Raw genomic sequence first — 24,117 nt, 5'->3', positions numbered from 1 at the left:
CATCATACAGGATAGTTGGCTGTCATTTAAAAAAACACACGGGAAAGGCCAAGACCCCCATTTAATATAGTTATTAAATAGAGGCATAAAGATGAGATGTTTACTGTTTAACTATTTTAAAGTTATCCCATGCCTGAGAGGTTGGCATTACCTCTAAACTGTTGATATTTATATGTGCCGGTTGCTCTGTAATCCACAATATAATATTCGCAATATCTTCCGGCTGTAAGGCATTTGCATTATCATAAATTTGCTTATATTTTTCTTGATCGCCCTTAAACCTGACTAAGCTAAATTCACTTTCAGCTAATCCCGGCTCTAAACTCGTCACACGCACCCCGGTACCAGCAAAATCACTGCGTAAGTTTCTTGAAAATTGTGCAACAAAGGCTTTGCTTGCACCATACACACTACTGCCTGGGTAAGGCCAGTTAGCGGCAATGCTTGCTAGGTTAATAATCGTTGCTGACGGTTGTGCACGCAGCGTTGTTAAAAAGCTATGCGTAACATTCACTAAACCCGTTACATTGGTATCAATCATGGTATGCCAATTCGCTAAACTGGCTTGATCTGCGGGTTCTGCGCCTAATGCTAGCCCTGCATTGTTGATAAGTATCGCGACCTGCTTAAACGCTTCTGGCAGTTGTTTATTAAACGCTATAACCGCATCATTATCTCTGACGTCTAACACTGCAGAAAACACGTCGGTAAGTGGCTTTAACTCTGTGCTTAACGCTTGTAAACGATCCGCTCTTCGCCCGGTAATAATTATCGGATACCCCTGCTGTGCAAACTTTTTTGCCGTCGCCAATCCAAATCCAGAGGTAGCACCGGTGATTAATACTATGGGTCTTTTATTCGCTGTCATTTTACATTCCTTTCTAGAGAGTCATGGTTAATGCTATCAATATAACTTAGCTAAAATAGAGTGTAGAAGTGATAAACAGCGCTGTACAAAATAGATGCTGGAGGAAATCAATAAATTTGAATTAAGGGAGAATAAAATGAGGAATGACTATTTAAAAAATAAAACTCGCTTATATTCGTAAAGCGAGTTTATTTTTCAGGTTGACTGCGCAATCAATTAATCGACTTTGCGTGCGCCAAATGTTGAATTGGGGTGTGCAATCTGCTGCTGCGCTAAAATGGTTTGTAACTCCCACTCACCACTTTTTTGCGTTGCTGCTAATACATCGTAACTGGCATTATTAGCATGCTCGAACGCTGCAATAGGAGACCAACCTTTCATTAACCCTGCAGTAAATAGCGCAGAAATAAGATCACCAACACCCACAGGTGCTTTAGCAAACTCAAGATGTGGCCTTGTTACCAAGTAACAACCGCTTTGGTCAGCAAGCATCATACTGAATTTCTCTTCTGACAAGCTATGTAGATGCTTAACAAGCACTATTTTAGGCCCAAGCGTTAAGGCTTTCTGACAGGCTTTAATTGCATCCTCTAAATTATTTATTGGCATCTTCACAAAACGGCTAAGCTCAAATTGGTTAGGCACAATCACATCCGCGATAGGCATAACGCTATCCACGATATATTCACTAACCCCCTCAGCCAAAATACAGCCCTTTTCCGGATCGCCCATCACCGGATCACAGACGTAAAGGGCATTCGGATTGGCTTTTTTTACTCGGCTAACCACTTCGGTTAATGCAATACCCTGCTCAGCACTACCTAGATATCCCGATAATAGCGCGTCGCAATTACCTAATTCACCAATCGCATCAATACCCGCCACTAAATCGGTAATCTCACTGGCAGGAAAAGCTTTCCCCGTCCACCCTTGTGCATATTGAGTATGGTTAGAAAATTGAACTGTGTGAATCGGCCAAACTTCAAAACCCATACGCTGTAAGGGAAATACTGCAGAGCTATTGCCCGCATGACCAAATACAACGTGTGACTGAATAGAGATAATACCTTTCATGATGCCTACCATTTTTTAGAAGTTAAAAGTAAAAAGACAATTATGCCTTTTCTACTAATATAGAATTGTTAACGATGAATACGGACTTAAGTTAGCGAACGGTTAATATTAAGAACATTGAATAACGCCAAATAATTTTATTATAAATCATAAGACTAACAACAAAAACAGTGTAAATTAATGATTATTTCTGATTCTATTTTAAATAGTTTAACAACTTATAAACAACTACTTTAATCACTTATGCAGGATGCTATCCCCACTCTCAATGCGTTATATAAATATGATTGATAGTTAGCTTAGTACGCATTTTGATCTAGTTACACTCAGTTTTTATAAATAATATCAGTCAACCTGCGTTTATTTTGCTGTTAAAACACAGAATAAGTACTAATAATTTATCAATTGTAGCAATGGTTAGATAACAAGTTCACGAGAGAAATATTGTTGGGAAGGTCGATATAGGAAGAAGAATTAGCGAGTTGGCGCACCTTTGTAAGGGTATAACCACCCGTTTCTGGTAAGAAACTTCGCTCGCTATCCATGAACTAACTATAAAACAGATAGCGTAGGGAGTGGTTGCAAAGTAGCTCTAAATTATCACCATTTGCACAACATTTAACCCTATAATAAGATATTATTAGTGAAAACCATCAAAAGGAAGAGATGACATGCAAGAACTCATTAAATTAGACCGTATTGATAAAAAAATTCTTACCTTAATGCAGAGCAATGCACGTATCAGTAATTTGGAGTTAGCTGATAAAGTTGGCTTATCACCGACCCCCTGTTCACGTCGCGTAAAACGACTCGAAGAGTCGGGCATTATTGACAAACATGTCACCCTTTTGAAACCAGCAGTACTAGGACTTAAATTGACCGCAATGATTGGTATCACGATGGATCGCCACACACCAGAGCGCTTTGATAACTTTGAGCGTGCTATCTCTGAGCTACCTGAAGTATTAGAGTGTTTAATTGTCACTGGACAATCAGCCGATTTTTTATTGAAAGTGATCGTGCGAGATATGGAACACTATGAAAAATTTTTACTGGGTCAACTGACTAAGTTGGAAGGAGTAACCGGTGTGCATTCTAGTTTTGTATTAAGAGAGATGATAAAAAAGACCGAGCTACCGCTAGACTAAGGCTATAAGCATCGTACTTACCAATAAAAATCCAAAAAAAAGGCTTTCTAAAAGAAAGCCTTTATTCGGTTAATGAAGATTAATGCGCTTCATCCCAGTTATTACCCATATCAGCATCAGCAATCAGTGGTACATCTAATTGCCCTGCATTAGCCATAATATCCTGAATCTGTTGCGTATAAGCCTCAACACAATCCTCTTTAATACTAAACACTAATTCATCGTGTACTTGCATTAACAGTTGCACAGTATCCTGTGGCTGTTCAGCAACCCAACTCGCTACATCGATCATCGCTTTTTTGATGATATCCGCTGCCGTACCTTGCATTGGTGCATTGATTGCAGCACGCTCAGAAGCTTTTTTAAGCATCCCATTCCGTGCATTGATATTTGGCAGTTGTAAACGACGACCTAGAATTGTTTCAACATAACCCTGCTCTTTAGCAACGGTGCGCGTATCTTCCATATAGGTTAATACACCAGGGTAGCGATGGAAATATCTATCCATATACTGCTGTGCTTCATTACGACCAATGTTTAATTGTTTTGCTAAACCAAAGGCACTCATACCGTAAATAAGACCAAAGTTAATCGCTTTTGCACTGCGACGTTGGTCAACGGTAACCTCTTCTAAGCTTACTGAGAAGACTTCTGCAGCGGTAGCTTTATGAATATCTACACCGTTTGAGAACGCATCTAACAGGCCTTTATCCTGTGACAAATGCGCCATGATACGTAACTCGATTTGACTATAATCGGCAGCGACAATTTTATACCCCGTTGGTGCAATAAAGGCTTGGCGAATACGACGCCCTTCTGCACTTCTGATAGGAATATTTTGTAAGTTTGGATCGCTTGATGATAAACGCCCGGTGACAGTCACCGCTTGATGATAAGAGGTATGCACACGGCCAGTTTTTTCATTAACCATTTTTGGTAGCTTGTCGGTATAAGTCGATTTTAGCTTACTCAAACCACGATGCTCAATAATCAATTTTGGCAGTGGATAAGTTTGCGCTAATTCAACCAAGACCTCTTCGGCTGTTGAAGGAGCACCCTTTGGTGTTTTCTTCAAAATAGGCAGCTCTAACTCTTCAAAAAGAATCGTTTGTAATTGCTTTGGTGAGCTTAAGTTGAATGGCTTACCTGCTTCTTCATAAGCTAACTCTTCAATCTCTAATAAACGTTTAGCAATTTCAGTGCTTTGCACCGCTAATAGTTCACTATCGATCGCGACACCACCACGCTCAACATCAGACAGCACGGTTAATAGCGGCAATTCAATTTCATTAAACAGCGTTAACAGTGCTTCAGATTCTTTCAGGCGACTATATAACTCAAGGTGTAAACGTAACGTAATATCAGCATCTTCAGCGGCATATGGCGCAGCTTCTTTAATGCTTATTTGATTGAAGGTTAACTGTTTTTTACCTTTACCAGCGATCTCTTCAAAAGAGATGCATTTATGATCTAAGTATTTAACAGCAAGGGTATCCATATCGTGCTTACCCGTACTATCTACAATGTAAGATTCCAGCATCGTATCAAACTGAATACCTTTTAATTCGATGCCATGATTGAGTAATACACTGCGATCGTATTTAAGGTTTTGCCCCACTTTTTTATGGGCATCATCTTCAAGCAATGGTTTTAGTGTCGCCATTGTTTCAGCAAAATCTAACTGCGTTGGTGCATCGATATAATCATGTGCAAGTGGTAGGTAAACAGCTTCGATTTCAGGTGCATCATTACTGCCAACATTGGTCTGAATTGCAAATGAAAGCCCGACAACCTCTGCCTGCATGTAATCGAGACTGGTTGTTTCTGTATCAAAGGCAAATAGCTCACTTGCTTCAAGCTTTTTAATAAGCTGTTTTAACTGCCCTAGAGTATAAATTGTTTTATAGCTGTTTCTATCTACTAACGCTTTATTAGCAGGTGCTATATTCGCAGACGAGTTGTTATTTGTTGCGCCATTCACAGCACTATTAGCTGCGCTATCTGATGGTGAGTCAACAACTGTGCCGCCATCAAGCAATGCAGATAACCAACGTCTAAACTCTAACTTGCCAAACAGTTTAACTAGCTCATCGCTGTCTTGCTCGCCATGTTTAAAGTCTTCATAAGCAACATCTAGTTCAACATCTAGCTTAATGGTTGCTAACAGATAAGAAAGGCGTGCCATCTCTTCATTATCAGCCATCTTCTTCGCCATGGTTTTACTACCACGGAAGCCAAGCGGTGCTAATTTATCGAGATTTTCATAGATAGCATCCATTGAACCGATGCCCTGTAACATAGCGAGTGCGGTTTTTTCACCGACACCAGGTACACCAGGTATGTTATCTACTTTATCGCCCATTAGCGCAAGGTAATCGATAATCAGCTCTGGTGGAATACCAAACTTATCGTTCACGCCCTGCACATCCATCACGGTATCAGTCATGGTGTTAATTAGCAGAGTATGCTCATCAACCAGTTGCGCCATATCTTTATCGCCAGTACTAATCAGGGTTTTAATGCCCTTTTCGCTCGCTTTTTTAGATAACGTACCGATAACATCATCTGCTTCAACACCATCAACAATTAATATCGGTAAGCCCATCGCTTTAATCACAGCGTGAAGCGGCTCTATTTGAATACGTAGATCATCGGGCATACTCGGGCGGTTAGCTTTGTAGTCGCTATACATATCATCACGAAATGTTTTACCCTTGGCATCAAATACCACCACAATATGCGATGGATTAAACTGACGCATTAAGCTTTTAAGCATGTTTACAACACCATAAACAGCACCTGTTGCTTCACCTGCAGAATTTGTTAAATGTGGTGGGGAGAAAAATGCACGATATAGATAGGAAGAACCATCAACAAGTACAAAAGGATTTTCAGGAATCGTCGCCATCAGCTTATTACCCAGTTAGAAGAAATAGTCGCTGAGTATACCCGTTATCATGCAAGGTTCAAAACTCAGCATGCAATTCAAACCGATAAATGAGCGAGTTGAAACGACGTTAATTAACGCTTTATAACAAAGTGTAAAAATTGATATTTAGGTGTGATTAAAGCGATTCAAAAGGCTTAAGCCGCTTTATGCTAAAAGGGTGAGAATGTAAGTGGCTGTTCACTTTCGATACACAGCAACTCTGTGGATAACTCTGTTAGTAGTTTCTAATAAAAATTGCGCTGTCACAATTATTTTAGAATACATATTACTTATCAACAACATATATCGCAAATGTGACAGTTTCTAGTAATTTCAGAAAAAACCAAATGTGCATAACAAAAACAAAAACGCTTTAAAATTAAACGTTTTTGTTAGCTAAGGCTGTTCTTTACCGGATTAGCATACATTTTTAGGACCGTTTCTTGCAGCTCAGGAGCAATACCTTTCAGGTGGGCAGCAAAGGCTTGATTATCACTCTCAGTTACTTTTTCGAGCTCTTGTTGTGCAGCGATAAAATTTGATGGGTGCAAGTAATAGTTTTGATAGATCTGCTCATCGATTGCACCAGCAACTTGCTCTGCATCCTCAAAATCACCATCAATGACTTTACCAAAAGCAACATGAACATGCCCTTTTTGTCCGACGATACCTCTGACGATACTTTCGATATCTTCAAACTCTGATTTATTATACTCACCCGTTTCTGCTTTATCGTAAAGCTCTTTGGCTTTTTGCTTATCACAAGGGTCGAGTTCGTAGGAAACTGCAACAGGCACAATATTTAGCTGTTTAATGTAATCACTAAATGCAATTTTTTTCTTTTTGCCGTTCATGTAAAACATTTTTATGATTGCCGGCTCTGTTTTATCAAAACCATCTTTAGCACGCCCTTCACGTTGCGCGATCCAGATACTGCTATCGGTTTGTAATGAGCTGAAGATGTAATCAGAAAGCTGTAGCACCGCTTTCATCATTTCACGTGGTGCCGTTAATGCGCGTTTTACAATAAAGCTTTTATTCATACGCATTAAGTCAGAACTGAACGGCTTACTTAATAGGTTATCACCAATCGCAATACGCACTGTTCTGAAATTTTCAGAAAATAGTGCCCAGTTTACAAAGGAGGGATCCATGGCAATATCACGGTGGTTAGAAACAAACAGGTAATTTTTATTCGCATCTAAATTTTCTAGACCTGAATAGCTAAACTTAGTGGTGGTCGAGGCGATCATATGTTTCATATATCCACCAACCACTTGCTGCATCTCATCGATACTGTTTATTCCTCCCCACTTATAGAGAAAATAACGACGTAACAGCGGTTTTAGCATAAACCCGGCAAATTTGGCGATTTTAGAAAAACGAAAACTAACAATAGCATCCATAAATTCATCACTGTTAATAACACGCTGGATCGCAGGTTGGATCTCATCATCATTATAAGGGCGAATATCACTGAATCTATCGGATGAAGTTGGCATTTTTTTCTTCTCTATAAAATGGAAGGCGCATTTTACCTGCTTTATCGCTATTTACCAAGTTGGTTTAAAGCGGAACAACTCTTGACGCAACAAGCTTTTGTAAACATCAGGCTCGATATGTGAATTTTGCATGTATTGTTCCAATAACTCAGGCTTAAAAAGGCGTGATGCACGTAGTTGATCATACTTAGCAAAACGTACTGCTTTAAATAACAATTGCCCGAGTTTACTGCGCACTTCAAAAGGAGTTGATTCAACCTCTTCTTTTAATGCATTGACCAAATGAGGGAATGATTTAGAAAACAGCTTTTCAGAGAGGGTAAGGCTCAATTGTAAGCTTGATTGTGAGACTAACAACGCTTGTAACGAAGCTGCATCCGTTTGAATATCATAGAAAAAGTCGTGACGACGCTTCTCACCCTTTTCTCGTGCCTGATCCAAACAGGTATTACGCACGATTTCAAAGGAGCTCAAATACTGCTGATAACTGGCAACATAAGCAAAATTAACCATCGCAGAAAGCAGCATGCCGTCATAAGGGCGACGATAATCATCAGCCTTTAACAATGCAGTACAGGTTTGCCCCAGTGTCATCTCATAACGCCACAACTTTTTGGCGAACAGGGAATTATGTTGGCTATAGGCATTAATACGGTATTTGAATAAAATAGCGGGCACCAAATAGCGTAAAACATCAGTGCCTATCAACCCCACAGCACTCTGAATATCACGCACGAAGCGTGGGGAACGCCCGAGCACAGACATAAAATCTTCACTAGCCACTAAGGATAATAAACGATTACGTGTACCAATATCATCCTCTAATAATAATGCTAGTTGCGAGTAACGCGGCTCTCCGGCAAGTAATTTTTTTAATAACTCAAGACTCGTTTCACGTAACTGTAGCTGCTCTAAAATAACCTCATCGGTATTTGCTAAGCGATGATTTATTACCTTTAACAACGACTGCTGAAAATAGCGTGTTAATAATGCATTACGCTTATCATTCAGCTGTTTATCAGCCTTCTCGCGCATTACCCGTTGTTTTTCAACATCCAACAAAATACGCTGGTTCCAACCATTTTCAGAAGAAGCTGATTCTGTATTTAACGCTTTATCGTCAAGCTCAGCTTCTGAAAGGCCATCGTTATACTCTTCCTCTTTATAGATTTTACTTTTTCCGACTAAAAAGCGCAGAAAAAGTTTATCCATCGCATCCATTAAAGAAGGCATTGTGAGTTCGCTTGTTGTTGTCATGAGTGAATATTATCTATATTAGATGAAGGAAAAAGCATCGCCATAGATATGTTCTACATTGCCATTTTGCTTAACAAAATCTTCACGTACAACTTTGGCCATTTCAAAACGACCTACCACATAGACATCAAAAGCACTCAAGTCAGAAAAATCTTTTAATACCGCTTGATGAACATAACCTTGTGCGCCTTGCCATTGCTCATCGGCTAATTCAACAACAGGATGAAAATGGATATTTTGATATGTCTCATCCCATTGCTTAGCTTGCTCTTCAAGGTAAAAATGATCCTGCTCTTTCACGCCCCAATATAGGTGCACTGGATTAGTTAATTTTAATGCAACTACTTGCTCGATAATCGATTTTGCATAAGCAAAGCCAGTTCCGCCTGCAACAATAATCATTGGACGTACTGATTGCTCACGAAGATACGCTTCACCATTGGCAATTTCTACCTCAACCTGTCCATCACTCTGCATTTTTTCAATCACTTGCATTGCATAGCTATTTTCAGGTGTTGCACCAATGTGCAACTCAATCACTTCACTACTTGGTGCATTAGCAATCGAGAAATGACGCTTATCTTTCTCTCCCATCACCACAGAAACATATTGCCCCGCTTTATAAGACACCGCTTGTTGTGGCGCTAGAAAAATACGGTATAAAAAATCATTTAACTTTTCGATTGAGCTTACTTTACAAGTAACAATAGACATTTATTTCTCTTTACAGTGTGATTAACAAGTTATTAACAATAAACGATTATTATGCCAAAATATCTAATTCTTGCCAAAGTGTATCTATTTTATCTTTCACTTTTTCATCCATAACAATAGGCACGCCCCACTCTCGGTCGGTTTCACCTGCCCATTTATTGGTTGCATCTAACCCCATTTTCGATCCAAGACCTGAAACCGGTGATGCAAAATCAAGATAATCGATCGGTGTATGCTCAACCATCGTAGTATCGCGAGCCGGATCCATGCGTGTTGTAATTGCCCACATCACATCATTCCAATCACGAACATTAATATCGTCATCACAAACAATGATAAATTTAGTGTACATAAATTGACGCAAGAAAGACCAAATCCCTAACATCACACGTTTTGCGTGACCCGGATAGCGTTTCTTAATGGAGACAACCGCCATACGGTAAGAACAACCCTCTGGTGGCAGATAAAAATCAACGATTTCAGGGAACTGTTTTTGTAAAATAGGCACAAACACTTCGTTCAGCGCGACACCTAAAATAGCCGGTTCATCGGGTGGACGACCAGTATAAGTACTATGGTAAATTGGCTTTTCACGCGTTGTAACGTGCGTTACTGTCATTACTTGGAAGTCATCAACTTCATTATAATAACCCGTGTGATCACCATAAGGGCCTTCTGGTGCTAATTCGCCCGGCTGAAGGTAACCTTCTAAAATTATTTCCGCCGTTGCAGGTACGTCGAGATCATTAGATAAGCTTTTAGCCACTTTAGTACGAGAACCACGTAACAAACCGGCAAAAGCATATTCAGATAAACCATCAGGAATTGGTGTGACTGCACCTAAAATGGTCGCTGGATCAGCCCCTAATGCTACAGAAACAGGGAACGGCTTACCTGGATTAGCCTCTTGCCATTGTTGGAAATCGATGGCACCACCACGATGCGATAACCAGCGCATAATAATTTTATTTTTACCGACTAACTGCTGACGGTAAATACCCAAATTTTGACGCTTTTTATAAGGCCCGCGTGTAATGGTTAATCCCCAGGTAATCAAGGGAGCAACATCACCTGGCCAGCATGTCATAATCGGCAGTTTAGTCAGATCAACATCATCACCTTCCATTACGATTTGCTGACAAGCAGGTTTAGAAACGGTTTTGGTAGGCATATTAAGCACTTGCTTAAAGATAGGTAACTTCTCCCACATCGCCTTAATGCCCTTGGGTGGCTCAGGCTCTTTCAGGTAAGCAAGCCATTCACCCACTTCACGCAGTTGAGAAACATGCTCTTTACCCATTGCTAACGCAACACGTTCAGTAGTACCAAACAAGTTGGTTAACACTGGCGTATCGTAACCCTTAGGGTTTTCAAATAGCAGCGCAGGTCCACCGGCACGCAAGGTACGATCAGAGATTTCAGTCATCTCTAAATTAGGATCAATCTCTTGCTTGATACGCTTTAATAACCCTTTCTCTTCAAGCTGTGCCAGAAAGTCACGTAAGTCATCAAATTTCATAAAGTTATACTTCTCAAAAAATGGATAAAAAAAACGCTACATAAAAGTAGCGTTATTAACTTAATAATTAAAAAGAATTATTTAGCTTTTTGATTCTTCATAGCATTAAAGAAATCATCATTCGTTTTGCTTAAACCGAGTTTATCAATCATAAATTCAGTTGCGCCAGTCTCACCCATTGGGTGTAGAATTTTACGTAGAATCCACATACGTTGTAGCTCATCTGATTTAGTTAATAACTCTTCACGACGAGTACCAGAACGGGTAATGTCGATTGCTGGGTAAATACGTTTCTCAGCAAGTTTACGATTTAAGTGAATCTCTGAGTTACCGGTACCTTTAAACTCTTCATAGATAACTTCATCCATTTTCGAGCCTGTATCGATAAGTGCAGTTGCAAGAATAGTTAAACTACCACCCTCTTCAACGTTACGCGCAGCACCAAAGAAACGTTTTGGACGATGTAATGCATTCGCATCAACACCACCGGTTAATACTTTACCTGAGCTTGGTACAACCGTGTTGTAAGCACGTGCTAGACGCGTGATTGAGTCTAATAGGATGATTACATCTTTTTTATGCTCAACTAAACGTTTTGCTTTTTCGATAACCATTTCTGCCACTTGTACGTGTCGGCTTGCAGGCTCATCAAAAGTAGAGGCAACCACTTCACCACGTACTAAACGGCTCATCTCTGTTACTTCTTCCGGACGCTCATCGATTAGCAATACGATTAACACAGCATCTGGATTATTTTGTGTGATACTTTGTGCGATATTTTGTAGCAGCATTGTTTTACCGGCTTTTGGCGGTGCAACAATCAGACCACGTTGGCCTTTACCAACAGGAGAAACAAGGTCAAGGATACGCGCTGTAATATCTTCTGTACTACCATTCCCACTTTCTAGATGTAAACGCTCATCAGGGTGAATGGGTGTTAAGTTTTCAAATAAGATTTTATTACGTGAGTTTTCTGGCTTATCAAAATTAACTTGGTTAATTTTTAATAGAGCAAAATAACGTTCGCCATCTTTAGGTGGTCGGATCTTACCCTCAACACTATCACCAGTACGCAGATTAAAGCGACGAATCTGACTTGGAGAAATATAAATGTCATCAGGTCCGGCAAGGTAAGAGCTGTCTGAGCTACGTAAGAAGCCGAAGCCATCCTGTAATATTTCTAAGACACCAGCACCAAAAATATCTTCACCGCTTTTTGCGTGGGCTTTTAAGATGGCGAAAATAATATCTTGTTTTCTTAGGCGAGCTAAACTTTCCAGCCCTTTAGATTCACCAAGCTTTACAAGATCATGTACGGGGGTGTTCTTTAATTCAGTTAGATTCATAAGTTATATAGATAATCAGATTTACTGTGAGTGGATGATGAGTATCAGAATTGATTTGCTCATATTTTGAGCGTAAAGGTAGCATTAAAAATTGTATTAGTCCAGATTGGACATGCTGTAGATCACAACTTATCCAATCTGTAAGTCATTTATTAGATATTTGCATCTAAAAATTCAACTAGCTGGCTCTTAGATAGTGCGCCAACTTTAGTTGCAGCAACTTTACCATCTTTAAATAAAAGTAACGTAGGGATACCACGGATACCAAATTTAGGTGGGGTTGCACTGTTTTCATCGATATTTAATTTACCGATAGTAACTTTACCTGCATATTCTGTCGCTACTTCGGTCAGAATAGGTGCGATCATTTTACAAGGTCCACACCATTCAGCCCAAAAATCAACTAAAACAGGGCCTGATGCATTTACTACATCTTGCTCAAAACTTGCATCACTTAAAGTTACGATATTGTCGCTCATTGTACTCTCCAAAAGGATTCTATAGTAGATAATCACTATATCATGGATATAGCAAAATTAATTTTCATTATTTGAATCGATCTCAATACTTATTGCAAGCATAAACTGTTATGCTCTGCAAATGAATAAAACACACCTAACTCAAACAAAATTTGCAGACCTTCCACTTGAGAAGAGTCTAGTTTCAGGCCTAACCGAACAAGGCTATGAATTCTGCACGCCCATCCAAGCACTGTCACTGCCTATCACCCTATTAGGGAAAGATATCGCAGGACAAGCGCAAACAGGGACAGGTAAAACGCTCGCGTTCTTACCGGCAGTATTTCATCATCTATTAGTTAATGAAGCACCTGAAAATCGCCGTAAGAATCAGCCACGCGCTATTATTTTAGCGCCGACACGTGAACTTGCGATCCAAATTCATAAAGATGCGATCATCCTCGCTAAAGCAACCAACATACGCTTAGGTTTAGCATATGGGGGTGAAAAAGTTGAAATTCAACTTAATAAGCTAGAAAAAGGTGTTGATATCTTAATCGGCACAACGGGTCGTACTATCGACTTCGTTAAACAGGGTGTTATCAACCTTGAGTCGGTTCAAAGTGTGGTACTGGATGAAGCAGACCGTATGTTTGATCTTGGTTTCATTAAAGATATCCGTTATCTATTCAGACGCATGCCTGCAGCAGACCAACGCTTAAACATGCTATTTTCAGCAACCTTGTCACATAAAGTACAAGAACTTGCTTTTGAACATATGAACGATCCTGAACATATTCAGATCGAACCTGAAAAAATGACATCTTCTAATATCAGCGAAGAGCTATTTTACCCTTCAAATGAAGACAAAATGCTGTTGTTACTGACATTGATGGAAGATGAATGGCCAGATAAAGCAATCGTTTTTGCTAATACAAAACATGCTTGTGACAAAGTCTGGGGCTATTTAGCAGGTGATGGTTTACGTGCAGGTTTGTTAACCGGTGATGTACCACAGAAAAAACGTGAAAAAGTATTACAGCAGTTCACTGATGGTGAAATAGATATTCTTGTTGCAACCGATGTTGCTGCACGTGGTCTACATATCCCTAAAGTATCGCATGTATTTAACTTTGATCTACCTGACGATTGTGAAGATTATGTTCACCGTATTGGCCGTACTGGTCGTGCTGGACAAACTGGTCTTGCGATTACACTCGCTTGTGAAAAGTATGTTTTTAATCTTCCGGGTATTGAAGAATATATCAAACACACTATTCCAGTAAGTGAATACGACAAAGATGCATTACTTGACTCATTACCTGTTATGAAAGTAAGCAAATTTAAAGCGCATAACAGTACGCGCCCAAATAGTCGTAAAGATAACTACCACCGTAGCCATAAGAGATAAGTAATACGTTATGACTGCGCCACGCTATACCATCATTGATCTTGGGTCTAACAGTTTTCATATGTTGACAGTCACCAAAAGCGACGATGGTTTTAGCGTTTTTTCTAAAAAGAAACAAAAAGTTAGACTAGCTTCTGGCTTAGATGGAAATAACGATTTAAATCAACAAACTATCGAAAGTGGTTTGAATTGCCTACGCGAATTTAGAGCTGAACTCGACAAAATCCAACCTTGTAAAATACTCATTAGCGCAACTGCAGCATTACGTCTTGCAAATAATAAACAGCTATTCATACCTCAAGCTGAACAAATTCTGCAAAATCCAATTAATCTTATCTCTGGTATTGACGAAGCTAAAACGATTTACCGAGGGGTGGCTTTTACAGAACAGCTACAAAAGCAGTTATTAGTGATAGATATCGGCGGCGCAAGTACCGAGCTTATTATTGGTAAAGGTAGTGAAGTATTACAAGCTGAAAGCCTGAACATGGGCTGTGTAACGTGGTTGAATAACCACTTTTCAGACAACCAACTAAACCATGCAAACTTTACTGCTGCAATTGCGGCGGCCAAACAGGTGATTGAACCTTATATACAACAATACCAATCATTAGGATGGTCATTGTGCATGGGGGCATCAGGCACGATTCAAGCCGTAAATGAAGTGAATAGCACGCAGCAATTAGACTCTGATTTAACTCTGTCACTATTAAACAATATCAAGCAGCAATGTATCGACTCTACGCAGATTGACCAGTTACAGATAGACGGCTTAAAAACATCAAGAAAGCCTGTATTTGCTAGCGGCCTTGCAATTTTAATCGCTCTGTTTGAGTGTTTAAACGTTGAGCACATCAAACCTTCTAAAGGTGCATTAAGAGAAGGCTTGATTAGCATACTGTTTGAAAAGTAATTGCCCTCATTCTCTACGTTAAATTTTTACGCTTAAGCTGCTGAATCAAAAGACCACTAATAATAAAAATCAAACCCACAATGGTAGCAGGAAAGATCGGCTCATCAATGATGAAATTTAACAGTAACAATGAAACAAAAGGCGAGATAAAAATAAGATTACTAATTTTCGCTGTATTTTCTGCATAACGTAACGCGGTTAACCAAGCGACAAAGGCAAATCCCATCTCAAACAAACCAATATAGATAGCGCCAGCCCAGCCTTGCCAATCAGGCATATTAAAGTCACTCAAAATAGGCGTAGCGATAATAATTGCAGGCAAACCAAGTAAAAAACACAATAACAGTGACGCAATCGGGTCGCCGCTATTTTTAGCATTCAGTATCCAATACATCGCCCACAATAAAGTACTTAATAACGCCAACGACACACCTAGCGGGCTACTAAAATCTAATGCAAGCAAATCCCCCTTAGTTGCAATAATAAGCGCACCAGTATAAGCAAGCACAATCGCAACGAGATCTTTTTTAGTCAGTTTCTGCCCCAGAAAAGGCACCGCTAATATAGATAAAGTAATGGCCCAGGTATAATTCAGTGATTGCGCCTGTTGTGCAGGTAACAGGTCGTAAGCTTGAAATAAAATAAGGTAATAAAAACAGGGGTTAATCAGCCCTAGTAGCAGGTAATAAAAAGGCCTTTTCACAACATATTGCTTCACAAGGTGTAACTTACCTTGGTAATAACAGATACAGGTTAGCGCGATTATCGTGGTGCAGGTAGCAACCAATAACATCTGAATCGGTGAAAAATAGGTTAAGGTCACCTTAAATGCAGTGGCCACTGTCGACCACATAGCCACAGCAATTAAAGCAAATAGAGTCGCTTTTTTTTGGTTTTTTATCATTGAGAGAGCCTTAAAAAATATAAATACACTTTCATGCTTGATGACTATAAATAACAACAGAAATGCATTTTACACTAACTAGAAATAAAAAAGCCTGATGAAACAATGAACTGTTTTATCAGGCTTTTATTACGCTGTAATAAAATAATGTCGATTATTTTTTAACAGAGCAGTCAAAATTTCCGCTGTAATCAAAATTAAAATTGTAGATCAGGAACCCCGGTGTTCCACTTTTATCACCGATTTTACCGTCAGTTGATAGTCCGGTTATTTCATTCGCACAACGAATACCTTCATCATTACTTGCTGAATTAAATGAAGCAAACTCGACGCTTTTAATACCTTCAGCAACCAAAGTGAAGTTTTTAGCATTAGTAAACGTTAATTTAGTATTACCTTGCTGCTTCTCTAACAATTCACTTAGGTAGTATTGCACTAATTCACGATTATTAAATGCAGACTCCTCTTTTACCACTTCAGCATCTTTAATACCCGGCATAGATTTAATCGAAGCACGGTAATTATTAGCAACAACATAAACAATTTGCTCATCTTTAATTTCAGTACCATCAAAGGTTAAGCTCGCAATTTGAGTGCTACCCGTTTCACTGTAATTCTCACCATCAATGATGTAAGCAGGTGTTTTAGTAACATCTAATGTGTAATGAAGACGACTGTTTTTATCTGCATCAAAACCGCCATAAAATACGTCAAAGTTATAACCAGGGAAAGATTCAATTAAAAAAGTCTGCCCCTCTTTTAAAGGTAATTGGTTATAGCTATTTGAAGTAGTCCAGTCGATCCAATTTCTCAATGCAGCGCCGTTTAACTTAACCACTGCTGGCGTATTGTTATCAAATACATACAGGTCAGCAATACTGGCGTTAGTGAGTTCGCCTTGCTGAATATTGGTGTAATCAGAAGCCCCGTTACGACCGCCTTTAAAAGGTGCTGATACCGATAAGAATATAGCATCTTCTAGGTTTTCAAATTCACCGGCATCTTTCCATTTTATTAACTGATGGTATTGCGCTTCATTGACAATTTGCATTGAAAGGTCTGGCACTAACTGCGGGAAAAAACTATTAATATTAACATCAATTTGCGCCATCACTTCTGCCATATAATCAACAGTGCCATGATGCTCAGCCTCTACTAGCTGCTCAATACGCTCAGAAGATTTACCTTCAACTAATGCGCGTAGTTCAGTCGTGCTCGACGCGACAGACCAAGTTTTACCTTTGTCTGTCGATGTTAACTTAAGGTCGATAACCCCAAGTTTTGCTCCCCAGAAACCAGGCATAATCGCTGGAATACCATTAATTTTACCTGCTTTTGGATCAACACCATCAATATGCGCATATTCACCATTATCATTCGGAAATTCACGATGATCGTGTCCAAACATTAAGGCATCAATACCATCAACATAAGCGAGTCGCCATGTTGCATTTTCTGCAAACTCATCGGTAGCATCGTTTAAGCCAGAGTGAGGAATTGCCACAATGATGTCGGCTCCATCTGCTTTCATTTTTGGCACAAAGTATTCAGCAGTTTTAGTGATATCTGACACTAACACATTACATTTCAGGTGAGATGCATCCCACCCCATGATTGCAGGAGGTGTGAAACCAATGACTCCAACATTAACAGCATAGCTTTCACCATCTTCAGCGGTAAAGGTTTTACTGATAATTTCATAAGGCTTATAAAGATTAACAGCCTTTTCATAGAACGCTTGATCTAGATGAGCTTCGCACTCATTGCCTGTTGTAGGCGATTTTTTAAGGTCACTATTGTATTGCCATACGTTAGCGCTCACGTAGGGGAAATTTGAACCTTTTACTGTTTCTTCAAGATATTCAAGACCATAGTTAAACTCATGATTACCTAAGTTAGCGGCATCGTAACCCAACGCATTCATTGCTTTATAAACAGGGTGCGCATTAGTTTTTAAATGTTCACTGCCTAATTGTGCCATATAGTCACCCATTGGGCTCCCCTGAATCAAATCGCCATTATCAAAAAGCATATGATTATCAACTTCAGCACGGGTGCTCTCAATGACGATTGCAGTACGAGCAAGCCCCCAGTTTGGCATGTTTTCAGCATTACCATCAGCACTCACGAAGTAATTGTAAGGCATGATATTGGTATGAATGTCAGTGGTTTCCATTAAACGTAAGTCCATGTTAATGGATACATTCTTGGCACTATCTTTTTTATCAGCACAGCCAATAATGGTTGAAGCAATAATAACTGTCGAGGCAACTTTTATAAGATTCTTGATTTGCACTTAATTTCCTTAATGCATGATTTATTAACCGACATAGAAGTATAAAATTTACAATATTCCTTTAAATCGGATAGTTAAACGAGGTTAATGATACCGCTTAGGTATAGAACATTATCCAAAAAATAAGATACAGCGCATTGTATTGTGATATCAATAAATATCAATCAGATAAGGAGTATAAAAAATAAAAAAGCACCCGAAGGTGCCTTTAAAATAGATTTTTAATAACCGAATAATTAATGCTGAATACTCGAAAAAAATCGTTCGCTAAAAATTGAATAGATCATAATTTGTCCTGCTACGATCGCACAGAACATGAGTATTGCCGACAAACCAATATTTGGAATTTGCAGAATAACCGTGGAGAAAAATGACTCACTTGCCCCAACAATAATACGACTACCTGGGACTAAAATAATAATGCCTTGCACGATATAGACCAGCGCGGGCACATTACGAATTCGCCCTGCAAGTAACCCATATAGGGTAATGATCATGGTACTAATCCATGTTCCAACGACCCAATCTGTAGTAAACAAATGTGGCCCCCACATACCAATTGCAGCAGCGGGCAAGCCAATTAGTATGTCGGTCAGACTGGCATTAAAAATAAGGCCAATCGCGAAAGATATCCCGATTAAGCCAAGAATATGCAACCATAAGGGAATTTCATTCACAAAACTAATCGCAGCAGTATGCTCTGCGACTAAACCCGACAAACTCAACCCAAGTACCACACCAATAAAAATTTTAATTATAATTAAGCCACTTTGCGCGAGTAACTCAATACCGGAACGAAAATCATTAAGCGCCAAACTGGCAAGCGCATTGGTGACGGTTAACCCAGGAATAAATAATACAATCGAGGCGATACATAACGCTAAAATGGGTAAATCGGGAATAAAAGAAGCTAATAAACCTACCGTAATACTTGCCACCAGTGCAACAAAAAACTCAACCAATATGGCACGCTCACCGGTCAACAACATTTGTGCAAGCCAAGCAACCAACCCTAAAAACATAGCGATAAAAACGGCAACATAGGTCGTGCCCACCAGCATTAAATAACAAGGAGGCAATAAAATATTAGCAAGACACAGTGTTGTATTTGAGTAATGACCTGCACCTAGGTACGATTTACCACTGGGCATCGCTTTTAAGGTAGCGACTAAATTGCGTAAATTAACAGAAGGCGGTTTTTTATCTTGTAAAACAACCCGCTGAGTCTCGCCATCAAAAACCGAAATCATTTTCGTTGGAGTTACATCAATAGAAACGTCAATGTCTCTATTTTGGGCATAACTTTTTGTATAACTGGCTACATTTCGTGGGGCGCACCCCGCCTGATGTAATCGATCTGCAAAAGCTAAAACGTCATGATAATCAGGTGGTAAATTATTTTTTTGATACATACTTATCTCGTTACTGAACTCGGGTTTGGTCACAAATGTTGATTCATTAAGTGGCGCTAAAATTTAAAAAACGAATAGATTTTTTATAGAAATGAACTTATTCAGAGCTCCTATTGCCACAAAATGGTGAGTAAACGAAAAATGGATCACAACAAGACAGGAAGTAGGTTATTGGCGTGGGTTACATTATTATTTTGCTCATTTAAAACGCGTTAAATGAAAGGCGATAGCATAAAGAGATAACGACCACTTTACTACAGATGAATTCATTCAATGATGCAAGATCAGAAAAAAATTCCGCTCGCTTCGATAGTTCAACGCTAAACAATACAATCGCTGAGTATTGCTTATACCAAAGGAATTAATAAAGTGATCATTCTTGCTGGTTAAAATTATCCCTAACTGCGTTGTGAGTTTTGAAGTGAGAACAACTATCTCCTGCAACTCACGCCTTATTAGTAATAACTTTTCCTACGCAAACTCTGATCACCTATTAAATTCCATTGGTATTAGCGTTTACCCCCTAAAATTCTGTATATGTCTGTATTACCTTAGTGGTTTTAACAGTCGCTTAATCACCGAACTAAGACTTAAAAAAACAATCAATACCGCTAACAAAGGCAATATTAACCACATACTTGGGTGTAACTGTGTGGGTAACTGAAAGCCCCACTTCATTAAACTAAACAGGATAAGCTCTGCTGCAATCGCGGCAACCAAACCCGCACTGATAGCTAACAGCCCATATTCAGCCCACAGTGTATGACTGATTCTTTTTTTACTCGCCCCTAAGGTTCGATATAAGGTTATCTCTCGCGTGCGCTCACTTAAGCTTAAACGCAACAAGGTAAAAATAAGCAGAATACCGCTTACGACGCCTAATGAAGCGAGCCCAGTCAAAGACCATGATATCTGCCTTAATAACGACTGAATTTTATTACCCATGGTACGAAAGTCCAATAAACTCACTGTTGGGTATTCACGTGCAAGCTGATTGACCAATTCACTCTGTGCTTGCTCTGCTCTAAAGCTCAACATCCACGTTGCAGGTAAATCAGCAACCACATCCTCACTAAAAATAAACACAAAATTAGGTTTCATGCTTTGCCACTGCACCGCTCTAATTGAGTTCACCGTGGCAACAAATGTTTGGCTATTCACTTCAAAGGTTATCTTGTCACCGAGGGTAATATCTAAATCATTCGCAACTTTTTGCTCCACAGAAACCGTTTTTTCACCCGTCCATTGCCCTGCAATGAGCTCATTGTAAGTCGGTAATTGCTTAGCCCAAGTAAAGTTTATTTCCCGCTTTAAGATTCGCACATCTTCATTTTTATAGGCAATATGATCCGTTGCCGGCTGTCCATTGATGCCTACTACACGACCACGAATAATCGCGAAAGCATCACTACGTGGAAGGTCTAATTTGTCGACCTGCTGTAAGTAGCCCTGCTGTGCTTCTGGACTAATGTTGAGCGCAAATACGTTCGGCGCATCAGGAGCAAGAGTTTGCTGCCAATCCCCTAACAGATCCGTTTTTATTAACCAAATCAGCGCCACTAACATCAATGAACCCGATAATGCAGCAAGCTGCATCATGCTATTTTTAGGTGAACGGTTAATACGGCTCAAGGCTAAACTAAATGCAGCACGCCATTTTAGCTTACCTAACATCTGTAATAAGCCATAACTCAGCACGGATAAAAAAAGAAATAACAGCAGTAAACCGATTAACACCATCCACACTAATTTATTAGATCCATAAAAAACCAGCAATGCAGTAAACGGTAACAATAATAACCACCAGCTCGTTTTTGAATAATGGGTTGTACTTTGTTGCTGAATAACATTAATCGCAGGTGCGTCTAACAAACGCGTTAGGGGAATTAATAATGCAGGTAAACCAATACAAAGGGCAACGCCGATAGCAAATAGAAAGGGCTGAATACCGACACTTGGTAGGTCCTTAGGCAAAATATCTGCGAGCGGTACACGTAATAAAAACTCTAATAAGAAGCCTAATACGCTACCCGCAACAAAAGCTACCACAAACATAATCAATACTTGTGTGCTTAACCATAACCTTAGCCAGGTTCGGCTTGCGCCCATACTTTTCAGCATTGAAACAGTTTCACTACGATTACGCGCATAATGCAGACAGGTTAAAATTAATGTTACCGCCGCCATTAAAATCACCATCAAAATTGTGAGCGATAAATATTGCTTGGCTTTATCAATCAGGTTGGCAGTACGCCCCTGTTTATTTTGATCAATCCAAGACTCGCCAGCTTGCAGCTGATAGTTTTCTTGTAAAGCTGCAAGGGCAGATGCATCACCATTAAGAAACAAGCGATGGCGTACACGACTGCCTACTTGCACAGCACCCGTTTTAGCTAAATCACTTTGATGGATAAACAGATTAGGAATGCTATTAAACGGGTTATACACCAGTTCAGGTTCATCTTTAATGACCCCAGAAACGGTTAACTCTGCATCACCAATCGCGATGATATCGCCTATTTTGGTATCTAATAACGCAAATAAACGTGCAGAAAGCCATAACTCACCTGAGTTCACCTGATGTTGTAGCTGCTTGTCCTGATTCTCTAGATTCAATACACCACGCAATGGATAACTACTTTCAACGCTCTTAACCGTCACCAATTGCATCTTTTGGTCACTAAATGCCATAGTTTGAAACTGACTTTGTGAAGAAACGGTCAATCCTTGCTGCAGAGATTTTTCTATTAAAGTATCTTCGATAGGATTGGCAGACCTAAATACCAAATCAGCAGCTAATAGCGTACGTCCTTGGTTAGTCATTACTTTTTCAACACGTAAAGCAAGCGTTGAAAGCGCAACAACACAAGCAATAATGAGGGTTAATGCCACCATTACCGGCCATAATTGCCCAAACCAGATCTCTCGCCAACTCCAGCTAATTATCATTTTATTGGATTTCATCGGCTTTCCTGGCATTGACCATCATTAATAATCAAGGTGCGCTCGCAGCGCTTAGCAAGGTTAGCGTCGTGGGTGACTAAAATTAAGGTCGTGCCCTGCTCTTTGTTCATTTTAAATAACAGTTCAATAATGTGCTGTGCGGTTTTCTGGTCTAGATTACCCGTCGGTTCATCGGCAAACAATACTTTAGGCTGGGTAACAAAAGCGCGTGCGAGTGCAACTCGTTGCTGCTCGCCACCAGAAAGTTGAGTCGGTAGATGTGTTTCTCGTCCTGCAAGCCCTACCTCGTCTAACAACTGTTTCGCTTTTAGCGTATTACTCGCATCATCCTCATTACCACGCAATACCATCGGTAAGGTGACATTTTGTAATGCGGTTAATGACGGGATGAGTAAAAAGTTCTGAAATACGAAACCAATCGACTCACCACGTATTTTGGCACGCTGCTCATCATCCATCTCTGAAATAAGCGCATCTAATAAAGTAATTGAACCAGATGTAGGCTGGTCTAACCCCGCTAAGAGCCCCATTAATGTTGACTTACCCGCACCGGATGTCCCCATAATAGCAACCGACTCTCCGGCTTTAACCGTAAAAGAGATCCCCTTTAGGATGGATAATTGGTTATCATTACTGATAACTGATTTTGTAATATTTTCAACACTTATAATGGACTGACTCATGATTAAAATCGCTTCCCTATTATTCTCATTATTATTTTCTTATACGGTTCACAGTAACACTATAGATCACAGTAGCACGTTACTGATTATTGGAGATAGCTTAAGTGCAGGTTATCAAATGCCTGTAGAAAAAAGTTGGCCGGTGCTATTACCCGAGCAATTACAACAACAAGGCAAAAAAATTAATGTTATCAACGCCAGTATATCCGGTGATACAAGCGGTAACGGTTTAGCGAGGTTACCGGCATTAGTTACCCAGCATCAACCTGATTATGTACTCATTGAATTGGGTGCAAATGATGGTTTACGTGGGTTTTCAGCGAATATTATTAGCGATAATTTAAGTAGCATGATTAATAATATCAAAGCTCAAAATGCACAGCCTATTTTAATGCAGATTCATGTACCCACTAATTATGGTAAGCGTTATGGCCAAGCTTTTTCAGGTATTTACCCCACACTCAGCGAAAAACAAAACATTCCACTGCTGCCCTTCTTTCTCGAACATGTGATCACTCAACCCGAATGGATGATGAGTGATGGCTTACACCCGAATGTAAAAGCACAGCCATGGATTGCTGAGTTTATGGCAATAGAGCTAAGTAAATTAATTGAATAAGTTGAATGCGAGAAGTGAGAAACGCTAACGTTCATTAGCGTTTAACATATGCATCGTTCGACGTTAGTACAGTTAATGGCTTCGATCGGAAAGATGATTA

Annotated in this window: 18 protein-coding genes; 4 read left to right on the top strand and 14 right to left on the bottom strand. The window is 39.6% G+C overall.

The window, feature by feature from the left end:
- Window positions 1-100: 100 nt before the first annotated feature.
- A complete protein-coding gene (locus tag QQK09_RS09330) occupies window positions 101-868 on the bottom strand; it encodes an SDR family NAD(P)-dependent oxidoreductase (protein WP_284203862.1) in 768 nt (255 codons plus the stop codon).
- A gap of 216 nt (window positions 869-1,084) precedes the next feature.
- Complete coding sequence (gene pdxY / locus QQK09_RS09325; protein WP_284203861.1) at window positions 1,085-1,942, bottom strand: pyridoxal kinase PdxY; 858 nt, start codon at window positions 1,940-1,942, stop codon at window positions 1,085-1,087.
- A gap of 671 nt (window positions 1,943-2,613) precedes the next feature.
- Between pdxY and QQK09_RS09320 the strand changes: the two genes are divergently transcribed.
- Window positions 2,614-3,090 (top strand): Lrp/AsnC family transcriptional regulator, encoded by a 477-nt coding sequence (locus tag QQK09_RS09320; protein WP_284203860.1) that lies wholly within the window; start codon window positions 2,614-2,616, stop codon window positions 3,088-3,090.
- Window positions 3,091-3,169: 79 nt separating this feature from the next.
- Here the strand turns inward: QQK09_RS09320 and polA are convergent, their stop codons facing one another.
- From polA to trxA, 7 genes are all read right to left on the bottom strand, one after another.
- Entirely contained in the window at window positions 3,170-5,998 is a 2,829-nt protein-coding gene (polA, locus tag QQK09_RS09315; RefSeq protein WP_284203859.1) for a DNA polymerase I, read from the bottom strand.
- A gap of 413 nt (window positions 5,999-6,411) precedes the next feature.
- The gene (locus tag QQK09_RS09310; RefSeq protein ID WP_284203858.1) at window positions 6,412-7,521 is read right to left on the bottom strand and encodes a 1-acyl-sn-glycerol-3-phosphate acyltransferase; all 1,110 of its coding nucleotides are present in this window, start codon (window positions 7,519-7,521) and stop codon (window positions 6,412-6,414) included.
- A 51-nt stretch (window positions 7,522-7,572) separates the two neighbouring features.
- Window positions 7,573-8,754: an HDOD domain-containing protein gene (locus tag QQK09_RS09305; RefSeq protein WP_284203857.1), complete on the bottom strand. Its 1,182-nt coding sequence runs from the start codon at window positions 8,752-8,754 to the stop codon at window positions 7,573-7,575.
- 42 nt (window positions 8,755-8,796) lie between these two features.
- On the bottom strand, window positions 8,797-9,492 hold the full coding sequence (fre, locus tag QQK09_RS09300; protein WP_284203856.1) for an NAD(P)H-flavin reductase: 696 nt from the start codon (window positions 9,490-9,492) through the stop codon (window positions 8,797-8,799).
- Between the two features lie 49 nt (window positions 9,493-9,541).
- Complete coding sequence (gene ubiD / locus QQK09_RS09295; RefSeq protein ID WP_284203855.1) at window positions 9,542-11,011, bottom strand: 4-hydroxy-3-polyprenylbenzoate decarboxylase; 1,470 nt, start codon at window positions 11,009-11,011, stop codon at window positions 9,542-9,544.
- Window positions 11,012-11,088: 77 nt separating this feature from the next.
- Window positions 11,089-12,357, bottom strand: a complete 1,269-nt coding sequence (rho, locus tag QQK09_RS09290) for a transcription termination factor Rho (RefSeq protein ID WP_284203854.1) — start codon at window positions 12,355-12,357, stop codon at window positions 11,089-11,091.
- 152 nt (window positions 12,358-12,509) lie between these two features.
- On the bottom strand, window positions 12,510-12,836 hold the full coding sequence (trxA, locus tag QQK09_RS09285; RefSeq protein WP_284203853.1) for a thioredoxin TrxA: 327 nt from the start codon (window positions 12,834-12,836) through the stop codon (window positions 12,510-12,512).
- A 121-nt stretch (window positions 12,837-12,957) separates the two neighbouring features.
- On the opposite strand from trxA, the gene rhlB reads away from it, so the two are divergent.
- Window positions 12,958-14,226 (top strand): ATP-dependent RNA helicase RhlB, encoded by a 1,269-nt coding sequence (rhlB, locus tag QQK09_RS09280; RefSeq protein ID WP_284203852.1) that lies wholly within the window; start codon window positions 12,958-12,960, stop codon window positions 14,224-14,226.
- A 10-nt stretch (window positions 14,227-14,236) separates the two neighbouring features.
- On the top strand, window positions 14,237-15,139 hold the full coding sequence (locus QQK09_RS09275; RefSeq protein ID WP_284203851.1) for a Ppx/GppA phosphatase family protein: 903 nt from the start codon (window positions 14,237-14,239) through the stop codon (window positions 15,137-15,139).
- Window positions 15,140-15,152: 13 nt separating this feature from the next.
- On the opposite strand, the gene QQK09_RS09270 is transcribed toward QQK09_RS09275, so the two are convergent.
- The 5 genes from QQK09_RS09270 to QQK09_RS09250 all read right to left on the bottom strand — a co-directional run bounded on the left by QQK09_RS09270 (window position 15,153) and on the right by QQK09_RS09250 (window position 23,398).
- A complete protein-coding gene (locus tag QQK09_RS09270; RefSeq protein ID WP_284203850.1) occupies window positions 15,153-16,043 on the bottom strand; it encodes a DMT family transporter in 891 nt (296 codons plus the stop codon).
- Between the two features lie 154 nt (window positions 16,044-16,197).
- Window positions 16,198-18,339 (bottom strand): bifunctional 2',3'-cyclic-nucleotide 2'-phosphodiesterase/3'-nucleotidase, encoded by a 2,142-nt coding sequence (locus QQK09_RS09265; RefSeq protein ID WP_284203849.1) that lies wholly within the window; start codon window positions 18,337-18,339, stop codon window positions 16,198-16,200.
- 236 nt (window positions 18,340-18,575) lie between these two features.
- Window positions 18,576-19,751, bottom strand: coding sequence for a threonine/serine exporter family protein (locus QQK09_RS09260; protein WP_284203848.1), 1,176 nt, complete (start codon window positions 19,749-19,751; stop codon window positions 18,576-18,578).
- A 546-nt stretch (window positions 19,752-20,297) separates the two neighbouring features.
- A complete protein-coding gene (locus QQK09_RS09255; protein WP_284203847.1) occupies window positions 20,298-22,715 on the bottom strand; it encodes an ABC transporter permease in 2,418 nt (805 codons plus the stop codon).
- Window positions 22,712-23,398: an ABC transporter ATP-binding protein gene (locus tag QQK09_RS09250; RefSeq protein ID WP_284203846.1), complete on the bottom strand. Its 687-nt coding sequence runs from the start codon at window positions 23,396-23,398 to the stop codon at window positions 22,712-22,714. The genes QQK09_RS09255 and QQK09_RS09250 overlap by 4 nt, the downstream gene beginning before the upstream one ends.
- Between QQK09_RS09250 and tesA the strand changes: the two genes are divergently transcribed.
- The gene (tesA, locus tag QQK09_RS09245; RefSeq protein ID WP_284203845.1) at window positions 23,397-24,017 is read left to right on the top strand and encodes a multifunctional acyl-CoA thioesterase I/protease I/lysophospholipase L1; all 621 of its coding nucleotides are present in this window, start codon (window positions 23,397-23,399) and stop codon (window positions 24,015-24,017) included. The two genes, QQK09_RS09250 and tesA, sit on opposite strands and share 2 nt — an antisense overlap.
- The last annotated feature ends 100 nt before the right edge of the window (window positions 24,018-24,117 follow it).

Source organism: Psychromonas marina (assembly GCF_030161115.1).
In the GTDB taxonomy this organism is placed as follows: domain Bacteria; phylum Pseudomonadota; class Gammaproteobacteria; order Enterobacterales; family Psychromonadaceae; genus Psychromonas; species Psychromonas marina.
This window is presented reverse-complemented; position numbering and strand designations above follow the sequence as displayed.

Coding starts and splice junctions, on each gene's coding strand:
- pdxY (WP_284203861.1), bottom strand. CDS start 1,942: ATGAAAGGTATTATCTCTATTCAGTCACACGTTGTATTTGGTCATGCG.
- ubiD (WP_284203855.1), bottom strand. CDS start 11,011: ATGAAATTTGATGACTTACGTGACTTTCTGGCACAGCTTGAAGAGAAA.
- QQK09_RS09260 (WP_284203848.1), bottom strand. CDS start 19,751: ATGTATCAAAAAAATAATTTACCACCTGATTATCATGACGTTTTAGCT.
- QQK09_RS09275 (WP_284203851.1), top strand. CDS start 14,237: ATGACTGCGCCACGCTATACCATCATTGATCTTGGGTCTAACAGTTTT.
- trxA (WP_284203853.1), bottom strand. CDS start 12,836: ATGAGCGACAATATCGTAACTTTAAGTGATGCAAGTTTTGAGCAAGAT.
- rhlB (WP_284203852.1), top strand. CDS start 12,958: ATGAATAAAACACACCTAACTCAAACAAAATTTGCAGACCTTCCACTT.
- fre (WP_284203856.1), bottom strand. CDS start 9,492: ATGTCTATTGTTACTTGTAAAGTAAGCTCAATCGAAAAGTTAAATGAT.
- QQK09_RS09320 (WP_284203860.1), top strand. CDS start 2,614: ATGCAAGAACTCATTAAATTAGACCGTATTGATAAAAAAATTCTTACC.
- QQK09_RS09330 (WP_284203862.1), bottom strand. CDS start 868: ATGACAGCGAATAAAAGACCCATAGTATTAATCACCGGTGCTACCTCT.
- QQK09_RS09255 (WP_284203847.1), bottom strand. CDS start 22,715: ATGAAATCCAATAAAATGATAATTAGCTGGAGTTGGCGAGAGATCTGG.
- polA (WP_284203859.1), bottom strand. CDS start 5,998: ATGGCGACGATTCCTGAAAATCCTTTTGTACTTGTTGATGGTTCTTCC.
- QQK09_RS09305 (WP_284203857.1), bottom strand. CDS start 8,754: ATGCCTTCTTTAATGGATGCGATGGATAAACTTTTTCTGCGCTTTTTA.
- QQK09_RS09310 (WP_284203858.1), bottom strand. CDS start 7,521: ATGCCAACTTCATCCGATAGATTCAGTGATATTCGCCCTTATAATGAT.
- QQK09_RS09270 (WP_284203850.1), bottom strand. CDS start 16,043: ATGATAAAAAACCAAAAAAAAGCGACTCTATTTGCTTTAATTGCTGTG.
- QQK09_RS09250 (WP_284203846.1), bottom strand. CDS start 23,398: ATGAGTCAGTCCATTATAAGTGTTGAAAATATTACAAAATCAGTTATC.
- tesA (WP_284203845.1), top strand. CDS start 23,397: ATGATTAAAATCGCTTCCCTATTATTCTCATTATTATTTTCTTATACG.
- rho (WP_284203854.1), bottom strand. CDS start 12,357: ATGAATCTAACTGAATTAAAGAACACCCCCGTACATGATCTTGTAAAG.